A 14286-nucleotide genomic window follows, 5' to 3' on the forward strand; every position below is an offset into this window, starting at 1 on the left:
ATGGACATCAGCGATTTTTACCAGACGTTTTTCGATGAAGCCGATGAGCTGTTAGCGGATATGGAGCAACACCTGTTGGGATTGGATCCCCAGGAGCCCGATTCCGAGCAGTTGAATGCCATTTTCCGCGCCGCCCACTCTATTAAGGGCGGAGCCGGTACGTTTGGCTTTACGGTTTTACAGGAAACCACCCACATCCTGGAAAACATTCTGGATGGTGCGCGCCGCGGCGAAATGCAGCTCAGCACCGACATCATCAACCTGTTTTTGGAAACCAAAGATATTATGCAAGAACAGCTCGATGCCTATAAAACGGCGCAGGAACCCAACGCAGAAAACTTCAAATATATCTGCGAAGCACTGCGTCAGCTGGCGCTGGAAGCCAAAGGAATCGCACCCGAACCGGCGAAAGTGGCCGACGTGGTGGAGATCGCCGCGGCCCCGACAGCAGCAGCGGGTTTACGCCTGCAACTGATCGATTTGAAAGAGAAAGAGCCGGAACTGATGCTGGAGGAACTGGGTAACCTCGGCACCGTCTCCAACGTGGTGAAAGGCACCCACTCGTTAGAAGTGACCATTGATGGCGTCGGTAAAGACGACATCGTTGCGGTACTCTGTTTTGTTATTGATGAAGCGCAGATTCATTTCCCGGAAGGCGCGGCCGCCGTCGCAGCAGCACCTGCCGAAGCCGTTGCGGTGGAAGCCCCTGCACCGGTGCAAACCGCCACCGTAACTGACATCACCCCGCCAGCCAAACGTGAAGCGAAACGTGCGGCAGCGCCGGCCAAAACCAGCGAATCCAGCAGTATTCGTGTAGCGGTTGAGAAGGTGGATCAGCTGATCAACCTGGTTGGCGAGCTGGTGATTACCCAATCGATGCTGGCACAACGTTCTGGCGAACTGGATCCTGTGGCGCACGGCGACCTGCTGAACAGCATGGGCCAGCTTGAGCGTAACGCGCGGGACCTGCAAGAGTCGGTGATGTCGATTCGTATGATGCCGATGGAGTATGTGTTTAGCCGCTTCCCACGTCTGGTGCGCGATCTGGCCAGCAAGCTGGGCAAAGAAGTGGAGCTGACGCTGCTGGGTAGCTCAACTGAACTGGATAAGAGCCTGATCGAGCGCATTATCGATCCGTTAACGCACCTGGTGCGTAACAGTCTTGACCACGGTATCGAAACGCCAGAGAAGCGTCTGGCCTCCAGCAAAACGGCGGTGGGCAATCTGACGCTGTCAGCAGAACATCAGGGCGGCAATATCTGCATCGAAGTGATCGATGACGGCGCCGGTCTGAACCGTGAACGTATTCTGGCGAAAGCCCTGTCCTCTGGCCTGCCGGTCAGCGACAGCATGAGCGATGAAGAAGTCGGCATGCTGATCTTCGCACCGGGCTTCTCAACGGCGGAGCAGGTGACTGACGTGTCCGGCCGTGGTGTGGGCATGGACGTGGTGAAACGAAACATTCAGGAGATGGGCGGTCACGTCGAAATCTCCTCGAAGCAGGGCAAAGGCACCACCATTCGCATCCTGCTGCCACTGACGCTGGCTATCCTGGATGGCATGTCAGTGCGCGTGGCGGATGAAGTGTTCATTCTGCCGCTGAACGCGGTGATGGAATCCCTGCAGCCAACGGCTGAAGAGCTGAAACCGCTGGCGGGTGGCGAGCGCGTGCTGGAGGTGCGTGGCGAATACCTGCCGCTGGTTGAGCTGTGGAATGTGTTTGATGTGCAGAATGCCAAAACCGATGCGACCCAGGGTATCGTGGTGATTCTGCAGAGCGCAGGCCGTCGTTATGCACTGCTGGTGGATCAGCTGATTGGCCAGCATCAGGTGGTGGTGAAGAATCTGGAAAGCAACTACCGCAAAGTGCCGGGCATTTCTGCCGCCACCATCCTCGGCGATGGTAGCGTGGCGCTGATTGTGGATGTTTCTGCACTGCAATCGTTGAACCGTGAAAAGCGTGTGGCCGGTGCCGCAGCGTAATAGATAAATAAAGGGCAAAAAAATGACTGACATGGCAACCGTGACCAAAATCGCTGGCGAAACCGTGGGCCAGGAATTCTTAGTTTTCACCCTGGGTGACGAAGAGTACGGCATCGACATTCTCAAAGTGCAGGAGATTCGGGGTTACGATCAGGTAACGCGCATTGCTAACACCCCTGAGTTCATCAAGGGTGTGACTAACCTGCGTGGCGTGATCGTGCCAATCATCGACCTGCGCGTGAAGTTCGCGCAGCAGGATGTGGAATACAACGAAAACACCGTGGTGATCGTGCTGAATCTTGAGCACCGCGTGGTGGGTATCGTGGTGGATGGCGTGTCTGACGTGCTGTCTCTGATGCAAGAACAGATTCGTCCGGCACCGGAATTCGCTGTAACCATGTCTACCGAGTACCTGACCGGCCTCGGCGCACTGGGCGAGCGTATGCTGATTCTGGTCGACATCGAGAAGCTGCTGAGCAGCGAAGAGATGGCGCTGGTGGATACGCTGCGTAGCGCGTAATCATCGACAATCACGGGCTGGCAGCATCGGCCCGTGATAATTCCGCATTGAAATAATTTCTATAAAAATCAGATAATAACAATATTTATTCACACAACTTTCATTAAACTCCCTGCCTCGCCCGCCGATAAATACTGCGTTCCATTTACTTACTTTTCCCAGGGCTATCTATGTTAAAAAAAATTCGCGTCGTCACCAGTCTGCTGGTGGTGCTACTGATGTTTGGCCTGCTGCAGGTCATATCCGGATCAATATTTCTCAAAGCATTAAACGACGACAAATCCAGCTTCAATGTGTCGCAGCTAGCGAGCCAAAACCTTTCGGCGCTGAATGATGCTTATATGAGCCTCAACCAAAGCCGTGTTGTATTGACGCGCATCCAGTTGCGTATCGCCACCAGTAAACTGGCCAACAAAGAGCCGGATATTGAGGGACTGTTCAACGACAGCAAGCAGTTCCAGCAAAAAGCAGCGGATAATTTCAAACTTTATAAAGCGATTCCGGACGCACCGGGACAAAATGCTGAACTCACAGAGCAACTGGATGAGGGCTATGCGGCTTACGCCACGGCATTGGGACAGATGCAGGATGCGCTGGTTGCTAACGATTTATCAAAAGCGGGCAGCGTGCCAGTGGCACCGAGCCAGAGCAAATTCCTGAAAACTTACACCGACTGGCGTGCGGATGTGGCGAAGCTGACAGTACAAGGCCAGGAAAAAAATGCCGATGCATTCAGCCGCATGAGCTGGATTCTGGGCGCTATCATGGTGGTGGTATTAGTGGTGATTGGATTGTGCTGGGTGAACCTGCGCCGCATTCTGATTAATCCATTGAACACTAACATTGCCCACATTCAGTCGATCGCGCAGGGTGATCTGACCCAGAGTATTACCGTTGAAGGCCGCAATGAGATGAGCCAACTGGCGAGCAGCCTGCATGACATGCAGCAGTCGCTGGTGCGTACTGTCAGTAACGTGCGTGACGGCTCTGATGCGATCTTCACCGGCGCGAGTGAAATCTCGGCGGGTAACAACGATCTCTCAGCCCGTACGGAAGAGCAGGCCGCCTCGCTGGAACAGACCGCAGCCAGCATGGAACAGTTGACCGCCACAGTGAAACAGAACGCCGAAAACGCCCGTCAGGCGTCACAGCTGGCGTTGAGTGCCTCTGAAACCGCACAGAAGGGCGGCAACGTGGTGGAAGGCGTAGTGCGCACCATGAGCGATATCGCCGGGAGTTCGAAGAAGATCGCTGATATCACCAGCGTGATTGACGGTATCGCTTTCCAGACCAACATCCTTGCGCTAAACGCAGCGGTGGAAGCGGCGCGCGCTGGCGAGCAGGGGCGTGGCTTTGCGGTGGTGGCAGGTGAAGTACGCAACCTGGCACAGCGCAGCGCCCAGGCGGCGAAAGAGATTAAGGGTCTGATTGAAGATTCTGTCAATCGCGTCAACAGCGGTTCGCAGCTGGTGGGTACCGCCGGTGAAACCATGAGTGAAATCGTCAATGCGGTCACCCGCGTGACCGATATAATGGGCGAAATCGCCTCAGCCTCTGATGAACAGAGTCGCGGTATCGATCAGGTCGGTCAGGCAGTGACGGAAATGGATCGCGTGACCCAGCAGAACGCCTCGCTGGTCGAAGAGTCTGCTGCGGCAGCGGCTTCGCTGGAAGAGCAGGCCAGCCGTCTGAGCCAGTCTGTGGCGGTGTTCCGTGTGCCGCGTGCCGAACAGCCTGGCATGGCCAGTGCCGTGGTGCGCCATCCGCAGATCGCGCCGCCGGTGTTGAGTACACCCTGTAAAGCCGTAACGGCGTCGGTCAGCGACAGTAACTGGGAAACGTTTTAATCGCTTGCAGTGGCGTGCGCTGGCGCACCCACTGCCGCAATATCCTTTTATTCCAACAACATCAATGCGCTTTTATCGTTTATTCGGTAAAGGCGCATTTTTTTTAATGACAATTTCTTTAGTTATAAAACACTTTAAAGAAAGTTATTGGCAGAATTATATTTCGTAAAATCCATTAAAGCCCCTCAAAATTTAACAACTGCGGTCGATAACAGCGGGAGCCGAAATGCCTCACTCTTTGGAGAACCCATGTTAAAACGAATCAATGTTGTCACCAGTCTGATCGCGGTGTTACTGGTCTTTGGTGCTTTGCAGTTACTGTCGGGTGGATTGTTCTGGTCTGCCTTACAAAAAGATAAAGAAGCTTTTGCCGTGGCACAAACGTCGACCAACAACGTCGGCGCGATGTCCGATGCCTGGATTGAACTCAACCAGACCCGTACCGTATTAAACCGCGCGATGTTGCGCATGCAAGGCAGCATGGCCGCACAGTCCAACGGCGGCCAGCTTCAGGCGCTGATTGCACAGACTGAAAAGCAGCTGGATGTGGCTGCCGGGCACTACCAGCGTTACTACGATCTGCCGGGTACGCCAGGCTTGCCGGACGCACTGCGCGATCGGCTGGAAACGGACTACGCCGCCTTCAACGATGGCTTGAAAGCGATGCTGGAACGTTTGAAAGCTAACGATCTGCAAGGCATGTTTGCGCAGAACATTGAAGCCAAACAGGTGAAGATGAAAGCCACCTATGCAGAGTGGCGCACGGCGCAGAGCGCGCTGGCGGCGGAAGGCGTGGCGCAAAACCAGCAAGCGTTCCACATGATGATGTGGCTGCTGGTGATGGTGGCGCTGGTGGTGGTGTTCGTGATTGTCGGCTGCTGGTTTGGTCTGCGTACCGTGCTGATCCAACCGTTGCATCAGCTGCTGGGCCATATCCGCCAAATCGCATCTGGCGATCTGACGCAGCATATTGCCGTGGAAGGACGTAACGAAATGAGCCAACTGGCGGCCAGTCTGCATGAGATGCAGCAGTCCCTTGTGCGTACCGTCAGTCATGTGCGTGATGGCTCGGATGCCATTTTTACCGGCGCAAGCGAAATCTCGGCGGGCAACAACGATCTCTCCGCCCGTACGGAAGAGCAGGCGGCTTCGCTGGAACAGACGGCGGCCAGCATGGAGCAGCTGACGGCGACCGTGAAGCAGAATGCGGAGAACGCCCGTCAGGCATCTCAGCTGGCGCTCAGTGCTTCTGATACCGCACGCAAAGGCGGCGAAGTGGTGGATGGCGTGGTGCGTACCATGAGTGATATTGCCGGCAGTTCGAAGAAAATCGCCGATATCATCAGCGTGATCGATGGCATTGCCTTCCAGACCAATATTCTGGCACTGAATGCGGCGGTTGAAGCCGCTCGCGCCGGTGAGCAGGGTCGTGGCTTTGCGGTGGTCGCCGGTGAAGTGCGCAATCTGGCACAGCGCAGCGCGCAGGCGGCGAAGGAGATTAAAGGTTTAATTGAAGATTCGGTGAATCGGGTTAACAGCGGTTCGCAGCTGGTCGGCACCGCCGGTGAAACCATGAATGATATCGTCGGCGCGGTGACGCGTGTCACCGATATCATGGGCGAAATCGCCTCCGCGTCGGATGAGCAGAGCCGCGGTATCGATCAGGTCGGCCAGGCGGTCACGGAGATGGACCGCGTGACCCAGCAGAATGCCTCGCTGGTGGAAGAATCCGCCGCTGCTGCGGCGTCGCTGGAAGAGCAGGCCAGTCGTTTGAGCCAGTCAGTGGCGGTATTCCGCGTGCCGCGTGCCTCGCAGGCCACTGCGGTGGTGCGCGCGTCACCGAGCGTGCAGCCGGTGCTGAGTACACCGCGCAAAGCTGTCACCGCGCCAGTGAGTGACAGCAACTGGGAGACATTTTAAACGTTTTTAACCGGGCGCACGCAGGTGCGTCCGTTCACCTGTCGGCACACGTTAATTTATCCCAGATCCTCCTTAATTCCCGCTGGTCCAACCCGTTGCAGACAACATAAAGATCCCCCTGTGAACGCCGATAACAGGAGCGATCCGCCAACCAATGAGGTGTTTATGTTTAGTCGTATTCGTGTCGTTTCCGGGCTGTTATGTGTGCTGGTACTGTTTGCCTTGCTGCAGCTGTTTTCCGGAGGGATGTTTTTTACCACGGTGAAAGCCGATAAAGAGAATTTTGCCTACAACCAGCGTCTCAGTACGCTGCAACGGGCGATGGGCACCTCTTGGGTATCGCTGGTTCAGGCGCGTAACACGCTGAACCGTGCAGGGATCCGCTATTTGCTGGACAGCCAGCAGGCTGGCTCAGGCGCAACCGTGAAAGATCTGGTCGCGCTGGCAAGTGAGGAGTTGAAAACCGCTGACCAGGCCTTTGCGGAGTTCAACGCGAATTTGTCTGAGAAGGGCAAAAGCGCAGAGAACGTCAAGACGCTGCAGGCCAACTACAACGCATTTCGCGGCGGACTCGCCGAGCTGATTGACTTCCTGGGTAACGGGAATTTCAAAGGCTTTGTCGATCAGCCTACGCAAAGTATGCAGGATAAATTCGAAAAGGATTACACCGCATGGCTGAACTACAACATCGTGCTGGCTAAGCAGGGTATTGATGCCAATGAGAGCGCTTATCAGCACTCCATCATGCTGGTGATCGGCACCTTGCTGGTGACCCTGCTGGTGATTGCGCTGGTGTGGAGCGGCATGCGCAACGTGCTGATTCGTCCGCTGAAACAGAGCATCGACCATATCCGTCATATCGCACGTGGCGATCTGACGCAGCATATCGATGTCAGTATGCGCAACGAGATGGGCGAACTGCTGACATCACTGCAGCACATGCAGCAGGAGCTGGCGAATACCGTGCGTACCGTGCGTGATGGTTCAGACGCTATTTACACCGGTGCCAGCGAAATCGCCATGGGTAACAACGATCTCTCTTCACGTACTGAACAGCAGGCCGCTTCTCTGGAAGAGACGGCTGCCAGCATGGAGCAGTTGACCGCGACCGTGAAGCAGAACGCCGAAAACGCCCGTCAGGCTTCACAGCTGGCGCTGACTGCCTCTGAAACCGCGCAGCACGGCGGCAAAGTGGTGGATGGCGTGGTCACCACCATGAAAGAGATCACCGGCAGCTCGAAGAAAATCGCCGATATCATCAGTGTGATTGATGGCATCGCGTTCCAGACCAACATTCTGGCACTCAACGCGGCGGTGGAAGCGGCACGTGCGGGTGAGCAGGGACGTGGCTTTGCGGTGGTGGCGGGCGAGGTGCGTAGTCTGGCACAGCGTAGCGCCCAGGCAGCGAAAGAGATCAAAGGCCTGATCGAAGACTCGGTGAGTCGCGTCAACACCGGTTCGGTGCTGGTGGAGAGCGCAGGCGAAACCATGACCAACATCGTCAACGCCGTCACTCGCGTCACCGACATCATGGGCGAAATCGCCTCGGCGTCGGATGAACAGAGTCGCGGAATCGACCAGGTGGGTCTGGCCGTGAACGAGATGGACCGCGTGACACAGCAGAACGCCGCGCTGGTTGAAGAGTCAGCCACGGCGGCTGCCGCACTGGAAGATCAGGCCAGTCGACTGAAACAGTCAGTTGCGGTGTTCAATATTGGTAAAGAATTTGTCGCTCAGGCCGTTAACGTATCTACAGCGCCAAAAATGTTGCGTCCAGCCGCAGTCAAAGCGCTGGCTCAACCCGCAGGTGCACGTAGCGCGGACGATAACTGGGAAACCTTTTAATCCGTGTGGCCGCCGCAAGGCGGCCCAACTGGCAGCGCAGCAGTAATCGCAGTATCACAATTTAATCAGTTTGTTGCCGGGTGACCTGACATGAAGAAATCGACGTTATTGGATCAAAGTGAAGCGACAACGCTGCTCTCGCAAATGGTGCAGCGCCTGCCGCTCTCAGATACGCATTTTCGTCGTATCAGCCAGCTGATCTATCAACGCGCAGGCATCGTGCTGGCCGATCATAAGCGGGAGATGGTTTACAACCGCTTAGTGCGCCGTTTGCGCACGCTGAACATTGATGATTTTGGTCGCTATCTGGCGTTGCTGGAGCAAGACCAGAACAGTGCAGAGTGGCAGGCGTTTATTAACGCACTGACCACCAATCTGACCTCATTTTTCCGCGAGGCGCACCATTTCCCGATCCTCGCGGATCATGCGCGTAAGCGCAGTGGCAGTTATAGCGTGTGGAGTACCGCCGCCTCAACCGGCGAAGAGCCGTACTCCATCGCCATGACGTTGGCCGAAACGCTGGGCACCGGACCGGGCAAATTCCAGGTCCACGCCAGCGATATTGATACGCAGGTACTGGAAAAAGCCGTGGCGGGGGTGTATCGCCAGGAAGAGCTGCGCACCTTATCGCAATCGCAGCTGCAACGCTTTTTCCTGCGTGGTACTGGCCCGCATGAAGGCATGGTACGCGTACGCTCCGATCTCGCCAGCATGGTGAACTATTCACAGCTGAATTTACTGGCCAACGACTGGGCGTTGCCGGGTCCGTTCGACGCAATTTTCTGTCGCAACGTGATGATCTATTTCGATAAAGAGACGCAGGAAAAAATTCTGCGCCGTTTCGTTCCCCTGCTGAAGCCCGGCGGTGTGCTGTTCGCTGGACACTCAGAGAACTTCAGCCAGATCAGTAAAGAGTTCTGGCTGCGTGGACAGACAGTCTATGGATTGACCAAGGAAAGACGATGAGCAAAATCACCGTGATGTGCGTGGATGACTCCGCGCTAATGCGACAGTTGATGACGGAGATCATCAACAGCCACGCCGATATGGAGATGGTCGCCACCGCGCCCGATCCGTTGGTGGCGCGGGATTTAATCAAGCAGTACAACCCACAGGTGCTGACGCTGGATGTCGAAATGCCGCGTATGGATGGCCTCGACTTCCTGGAGAAGCTGATGCGCCTGCGTCCGATGCCGGTGGTGATGGTGTCATCGCTGACCGGTAAAGGATCGGAAGTGACGCTGCGCGCGCTGGAGCTGGGCGCGGTGGATTTCGTTACCAAGCCGCAGTTGGGGATTCGCGAAGGGATGCTGGCTTACAGCCAGATGATCGCCGATAAAATTCGTGCAGCGGCCCGGGCGAAATTGCATGCGCGCCCTGCGACGCTGGCCCCGGTGACGCTGAAAGCCGGTCCGCTGCTCAGTAGTGAGAAGCTGATTGCGATTGGTTCTTCTACCGGCGGCACGGAGGCGATTCGCCATGTGCTGCAACCGCTGCCCGCGACCAGCCCGGCGCTGCTGATCACTCAGCATATGCCGCCAGGTTTTACCCGCTCGTTTGCCGAGCGCCTGAACAAGCTGTGCCAGATTACCGTGAAAGAAGCGGAAGATGGCGAACGTATTTTGCCCGGCCATGCCTATATCGCGCCGGGTGCCATGCACATGGAGTTGGGCCGTAGCGGCGCTAACTACGTGGTGAAACTGAATGATGGACCGCCAGTGAACCGCCATAAGCCGTCGGTTGACGTGCTGTTCCGGTCCGTGGCGACACACGCAGGACGAAATGCCGTGGGTGTCATCCTCACCGGGATGGGTAACGACGGTGCCGCCGGGATGCTGGAAATGCATCGTGCCGGTGCCTGGACCATCGCGCAGGATGAAGCCAGCTGCGTCGTCTTTGGTATGCCGCGCGAAGCGATTGCGATGGGCGGTGCCAGTGAAGTAGTCGATTTAGGACACATCAGTCAGCACATGCTGGCAAAAATTAGCGCCGGACAGGCATTGCGAATTTAACGAGCCCGTCCTGCCGGACGAGACAACACAGGAGTAGATATGGCTGATAAAAACATGCGCTTTTTGGTGGTGGATGACTTCAATACGATGCGTCGTATCGTCCGCAACCTGCTGAAAGAGCTGGGGTTCAACAACGTTGAAGAAGCAGAGGATGGTGTTGATGCACTGACCAAACTGCGTGCGGGTGGGTTTGATTTCGTGGTATCCGACTGGAACATGCCCAACATGGACGGTCTGGAACTGCTGCAGACTATTCGTGCGGATGCGGCATTGAGCAAACTGCCCGTGCTGATGGTCACCGCCGAAGCGAAAAAAGAGAACATCATTGCAGCCGCCCAGGCCGGTGCCAGCGGTTACGTAGTGAAGCCGTTCACCGCAGCCACGCTGGAAGAAAAGCTGGGTAAAATTTTTGAAAAACTGGGTATGTAAGGAGATGTGATGAGCGACCTTCCGAAACCAACCGAAGAAGCCTCGGCACACGACATTATTACCCGTATCGGCTCGCTGACGCGCATGTTGCGCGACAGCCTGCGCGAATTGGGGTTAGACCAGGCGATTGCCGAAGCGGCGGAAGCGATTCCGGACGCACGTGACCGTCTGGATTACGTGGTGCAGATGACGGCGCAAGCGGCAGAACGCGCACTAAACTGCGTTGAAGCCGCGCAGCCACACCAGGACAAAATGGAAGCCAACGCCAACCAGCTGAAAGGCCGTTGGGATGCGTGGTTTGAAAACCCGATTGAGCTGGCGGATGCACGCGAGTTGGTTTCGGATACGCGCGAATTTCTCAGTGATGTGCCGTCGCATACCTCGTACACCAACAAGCAGCTGCTCGAGATCATGATGGCGCAGGATTTCCAGGACCTGACTGGTCAGGTGATCAAGCGCATGATGGATGTGATCCAGGAGATCGAGCGTCAGTTGCTGATGGTGCTGCTGGAGAATATGCCTGAAGCCAACGCTGCCGCGCGCAAAGACGCCAGCAGCCTGTTGAATGGACCGCAGATCCATGCCAATGCACCAGGCGTGGTCGCGAACCAGGATCAGGTGGATGATTTGCTGGATAGCTTAGGTTTCTAATCAGCATTGAGGGGGCGGCGAGTTGGCCGCCCCTGAATGAATGCTCAAAATACCGCACGTTTTTTTGCCTCTTCAATACCTGCCACCAACACCTGTACACCTAACGCTTCAAACGCCGCAATCTGCGCCGATGTAATCCCGCGATCGGTAATCAAATAATGGATTTTGCTCCAGTCACAGGGCAGGGCAAACATCGACACCTTATCGATTTTGCTGGAGTCTGCCACCACAAACACCGTACTGGCGGAGTTGATCATCGCCATCTTCACTTTGATATCCGTCTCGCTGGGGAAGCTCAACCCGAGGCGCGGCGATATACAGGCGGTGGCGAGAAACAGCTTTTCGGCCAGCACGTTCTCAAAGAAAGAAGCCGCTTTTTCACCGGACGTCGAGAGTGTCGGAAATTTGAAGGTACCGCCCGTCAGCAGGATATTAATCCCCGGTTCCCCCCCCAGCTTCAGCGCAATATTCACCGCCGTGGTGATCACCGATAAACGACGGATATGCCCAATCGCCTCGGCAATGGCGGTGGTCGTGGTGCCGGAATCGAAAATCACCGTATCCCCATTTTCCACATACTGCGCGGCCAGCCGGCCAATGGCTTCTTTCTCATCAAGGTGAGTTTGACGCTCAAGCAGCAGTGCGCCGGTGTTCTGCTTACCGGTCATCAGCGTGGCGCCACCGTGATAACGCTGCACATGCCCGGCTTTTTGCAGCATACGCAAATCGGTGCGGATGGTTGCCTCGGTCAGGCCAAAGGTATCGGTAAGCGCTTTAACCGTGACTGTGCCGTCCTCGCGGATCATCTCCAGGATCTTCTCACGACGCTGCTGCATGTCAGCCAGCTGCTCAGTTTTGCTTTTCAATCGAAATGCTCCCTCTTTCCAATCACGGTCTGGTTTTGGCAATAAGAAAACCCGTGATGATTTTACTCTGCGTGCCAGGGATTTGCGAGGCGGCTCGCACAAAGATGCATTTTCGAATGAAAATAAGATAAAGCCATGCAATTGATTTCACATACACCTGCCAGCCGTTATTTCTATATCAAAAAACGCGTCATTTGGTTATTTACTTAAAATACAGAGGGATAAAAATAGTTTGAATCATTTGTATGAAATTTGATCTCACCCACAAACCATTGCGAAACGATAGCTTATATTTTTGTTCGAAAATCAATGTTACTGCGAACCTATCCGGCCAGAGATAACCAGAGCCGCTGAATATGCACACAGGAGAGAAAGGATGAGTGGGGAATACGATGTCAACCTGCGCTACGGCGTGAATACCGATCTGGACCTCACCGGCAAGGTGGCGGTGGTGACCGGTGGCCTCGGTGGTATTGCCATGGCCAGTAACGCCATGCTGTTAGAAAAAGGTGCGCGACTGGCCCTGCTTTACCCTCCATTCGAAAGCGATCGCGTCGCAGCTGTACAGGAACAATTCTCCGCTGACCGCGTGCTGCTGGTGTGCTGTGACGTGACCGATGCTGATTCGGTGGAGGCGGCGTTCGATCACGTCGAACAGTATTACGGGCACATCGATATCCTGGTGAACTGCGCGGGTTATGTGATGTTACAGCCGGTACTGGAAACCGACTTTGCCGAGTGGCAAAAGCAGATCGCCGTTAATCTCACGGGTCCTTTTCTCTGCTCACAAGCGGCGGGCAAACGCATGGTGCGCGCCGGTAAGGGCGGCAAGATCATCAATATCGCTTCACAGGCCGCTTCCATCGCCATTGATAACCACGTGGCCTATACCTCTGCCAAAGCGGGTCTGCTCGGTATGACCAAAGTCATGGCCAAAGAGTTCGCACCACACCGTATCAACGTGAATACCTTGTCACCCACCGTGGTGCTGACGCCGATGGGCGAAAAGGCCTGGCGCGGTGAGAAAGGCGAACAGATGAAAAAACTGATCCCGTTAGGGCGTTTTGCTTACACCGATGAAATTGCCGCTGCCGTGCTGTTCTTCGCCAGCAACGGCAGCGACATGATCACCGGCGCAGATTTAATGATCGATGGCGGCTTCACCATCTGGTAATGCCGCGCCAGCACCAGTACGGCCTCAACCCTGCAATAACAACAAAACAATGAGAGAGCACGAACATGAAAAAACGCACCCTGTTATTCACTGCCATTGCCAGTTGCCTGATCGCCCAATCCAGTTTCGCTGCCGACAAAGGCACCATCATGATTCTGGTGAACTCACTGGATAACCCCTATTACGCTTCCGAAGCCAAAGGCGCCAACTTGAAAGCGCAAGAGCTGGGCTATAAAACCAGCGTGCTGTCGCACGGTGAAGACGTTAAGAAGCAGAGCGAGCTGATCGATGCTGCCATCGGTAAAAAAGTGCAGGGCATAGTGCTGGATAACGCCGACTCCACCGCCAGCGTCGCGGCAATCAAAAAAGCCAAAGATGCGGGTATTCCCGTGGTGCTGATCAACCGTGAGATTCCGGTAGACGATGTGGCGCTGGCGCAGATCACCCACAACAACTTCCAGGCGGGTTCTGATGTGGCCAACGTGTTTGTAGAGAAAATGGGTGAGAAGGGCAGCTATGCCGAATTGACCTGTAACCTCGCTGACAACAACTGCGTCACCCGCTCGAAATCCTTCCACCAGGTGCTGGATCAGTATCCGGATATGAAATCTGTCGCGCGTCAGGATGCGAAAGGCACCCTGATCGATGGCAAACGCATCATGGACAGCATCCTGCAGGCTCATCCTGATGTCAAAGGCGTGATCTGCGGTAACGGCCCAGTGGCGCTGGGTGCAATTGCGGCACTTAAAGCCGCAGGCCGCACCGATGTCACCGTGGTGGGTATCGACGGCAGCAACGACGAGCGTGATGCGGTTGAAAAAGGCGACCTGAAAGCCACGGTGATGTTGCAGGCACAGGCTATTGCTGCGCAGGGCGTGACCGACCTCGACAACTTCATCCAGAAAGGGGTGAAGCCAGAGAAGCAGCGCGTGATGTTCCGCGGCATTCTGATCACCCCGGACAATGCTAAAGGTGTGCAGGACTTTAACTACAAGTCGTAATCAATAATCGGTGCGCCTGCACAGCAGGCGCCCAGGAG

12 protein-coding genes are annotated in these 14286 nt (G+C 55.5%); 11 read left to right on the forward strand and 1 reads right to left on the reverse strand.

Annotation, left to right across the window (positions count from 1 at the left end):
• The 9 genes from cheA (at window position 1) to cheZ (ending at window position 11207) form a co-directional block, all read left to right on the forward strand.
• Window positions 1-1983: a chemotaxis protein CheA gene (cheA, locus tag VI01_RS03005; protein WP_197079558.1), complete on the forward strand. Its 1983-nt coding sequence runs from the start codon at window positions 1-3 to the stop codon at window positions 1981-1983.
• Between the two features lie 22 nt (window positions 1984-2005).
• The gene (gene cheW, locus VI01_RS03010; protein ID WP_034821837.1) at window positions 2006-2503 is read left to right on the forward strand and encodes a chemotaxis protein CheW; all 498 of its coding nucleotides are present in this window, start codon (window positions 2006-2008) and stop codon (window positions 2501-2503) included.
• Window positions 2504-2673: 170 nt separating this feature from the next.
• Window positions 2674-4350, forward strand: coding sequence for a methyl-accepting chemotaxis protein (locus VI01_RS03015; protein ID WP_045813942.1), 1677 nt, complete (start codon window positions 2674-2676; stop codon window positions 4348-4350).
• A 249-nt stretch (window positions 4351-4599) separates the two neighbouring features.
• Entirely contained in the window at window positions 4600-6270 is a 1671-nt protein-coding gene (locus VI01_RS03020; RefSeq protein ID WP_045813943.1) for a methyl-accepting chemotaxis protein, read from the forward strand.
• A 165-nt stretch (window positions 6271-6435) separates the two neighbouring features.
• Complete coding sequence (locus VI01_RS03025) at window positions 6436-8115, forward strand: methyl-accepting chemotaxis protein (RefSeq protein WP_045813944.1); 1680 nt, start codon at window positions 6436-6438, stop codon at window positions 8113-8115.
• A 90-nt stretch (window positions 8116-8205) separates the two neighbouring features.
• Window positions 8206-9081, forward strand: a complete 876-nt coding sequence (cheR, locus tag VI01_RS03030) for a protein-glutamate O-methyltransferase CheR (RefSeq protein ID WP_034821825.1) — start codon at window positions 8206-8208, stop codon at window positions 9079-9081.
• A complete protein-coding gene (locus VI01_RS03035; protein ID WP_038647406.1) occupies window positions 9078-10127 on the forward strand; it encodes a chemotaxis response regulator protein-glutamate methylesterase in 1050 nt (349 codons plus the stop codon). Before cheR ends, VI01_RS03035 begins: the two co-directional genes overlap by 4 nt.
• A gap of 39 nt (window positions 10128-10166) precedes the next feature.
• A complete protein-coding gene (gene cheY, locus VI01_RS03040) occupies window positions 10167-10556 on the forward strand; it encodes a chemotaxis response regulator CheY (RefSeq protein WP_007892562.1) in 390 nt (129 codons plus the stop codon).
• A gap of 9 nt (window positions 10557-10565) precedes the next feature.
• Window positions 10566-11207: a protein phosphatase CheZ gene (gene cheZ, locus VI01_RS03045; protein WP_045813945.1), complete on the forward strand. Its 642-nt coding sequence runs from the start codon at window positions 10566-10568 to the stop codon at window positions 11205-11207.
• A 44-nt stretch (window positions 11208-11251) separates the two neighbouring features.
• On the opposite strand, the gene VI01_RS03050 is transcribed toward cheZ, so the two are convergent.
• Window positions 11252-12073, reverse strand: coding sequence for a DeoR/GlpR family DNA-binding transcription regulator (locus VI01_RS03050; protein WP_038647401.1), 822 nt, complete (start codon window positions 12071-12073; stop codon window positions 11252-11254).
• A gap of 376 nt (window positions 12074-12449) precedes the next feature.
• Between VI01_RS03050 and VI01_RS03055 the strand changes: the two genes are divergently transcribed.
• Window positions 12450-13247, forward strand: a complete 798-nt coding sequence (locus tag VI01_RS03055; protein ID WP_045813946.1) for a GolD/DthD family dehydrogenase — start codon at window positions 12450-12452, stop codon at window positions 13245-13247.
• Window positions 13248-13312: 65 nt separating this feature from the next.
• Complete coding sequence (locus VI01_RS03060; RefSeq protein ID WP_038647397.1) at window positions 13313-14248, forward strand: D-ribose ABC transporter substrate-binding protein; 936 nt, start codon at window positions 13313-13315, stop codon at window positions 14246-14248.
• Window positions 14249-14286: the final 38 nt, after the last annotated feature.

Origin of the sequence: Pantoea sp. SM3 (assembly GCF_000963995.1) — a bacterium.
Lineage (GTDB): Bacteria > Pseudomonadota > Gammaproteobacteria > Enterobacterales > Enterobacteriaceae > Pantoea > Pantoea rwandensis_B.

Excerpts from the sequence above, each read along its gene's own strand:
- cheA (WP_197079558.1), top strand. The coding sequence starts at position 1 with ATGGACATCAGCGATTTTTACCAGACGTTTTTCGATGAAGCCGATGAG.
- cheW (WP_034821837.1), top strand. The coding sequence starts at position 2,006 with ATGACTGACATGGCAACCGTGACCAAAATCGCTGGCGAAACCGTGGGC.
- VI01_RS03015 (WP_045813942.1), top strand. The coding sequence starts at position 2,674 with ATGTTAAAAAAAATTCGCGTCGTCACCAGTCTGCTGGTGGTGCTACTG.
- VI01_RS03020 (WP_045813943.1), top strand. The coding sequence starts at position 4,600 with ATGTTAAAACGAATCAATGTTGTCACCAGTCTGATCGCGGTGTTACTG.
- VI01_RS03025 (WP_045813944.1), top strand. The coding sequence starts at position 6,436 with ATGTTTAGTCGTATTCGTGTCGTTTCCGGGCTGTTATGTGTGCTGGTA.
- cheR (WP_034821825.1), top strand. The coding sequence starts at position 8,206 with ATGAAGAAATCGACGTTATTGGATCAAAGTGAAGCGACAACGCTGCTC.
- VI01_RS03035 (WP_038647406.1), top strand. The coding sequence starts at position 9,078 with ATGAGCAAAATCACCGTGATGTGCGTGGATGACTCCGCGCTAATGCGA.
- cheY (WP_007892562.1), top strand. The coding sequence starts at position 10,167 with ATGGCTGATAAAAACATGCGCTTTTTGGTGGTGGATGACTTCAATACG.
- cheZ (WP_045813945.1), top strand. The coding sequence starts at position 10,566 with ATGAGCGACCTTCCGAAACCAACCGAAGAAGCCTCGGCACACGACATT.
- VI01_RS03055 (WP_045813946.1), top strand. The coding sequence starts at position 12,450 with ATGAGTGGGGAATACGATGTCAACCTGCGCTACGGCGTGAATACCGAT.
- VI01_RS03060 (WP_038647397.1), top strand. The coding sequence starts at position 13,313 with ATGAAAAAACGCACCCTGTTATTCACTGCCATTGCCAGTTGCCTGATC.